This is a genomic window from Mesorhizobium sp. M8A.F.Ca.ET.165.01.1.1 (genome assembly GCF_004792065.1).
Classification (GTDB): Bacteria; Pseudomonadota; Alphaproteobacteria; order Rhizobiales; family Rhizobiaceae; genus Mesorhizobium.
In genome coordinates, this window is sequence record NZ_SRTH01000267.1 from 1 (window position 1) to 281 (window position 281).

Here is a 281-nt window from a genome sequence, read left to right on the forward strand (position 1 = left end):
GGGCGGCGACATCCTTGTGGTACTGGTCGGCGGTCTTTTCGGTGACTTTCCTGATGGCATCGTTGAGGGACAGTTTTCCCGCCGCGATCTCGTCGCCGCCCTCGGCTGCCTGGAACCGACCTTCGAGCCGCGCGCCACCGAGTTCGTGGCCCCCCGCGCCGACGGCAAGGCCGACATGCTGTCGCTGATTTCGCAATTGATCGAGCGCGGCCATGCCTATGTCGCCGGCGGCGAGGTGCTGTTCGACACCGCCTCGATGCCGGACTATGGCGAATTGTCGA

At 65.1% G+C, this 281-nt stretch carries 1 pseudogene; it reads left to right on the top strand.

Annotated features, from left to right (window positions below):
- Nucleotides 1–281, top strand: a pseudogene (locus tag EN808_RS36040) (hypothetical protein); the annotation flags it as partial.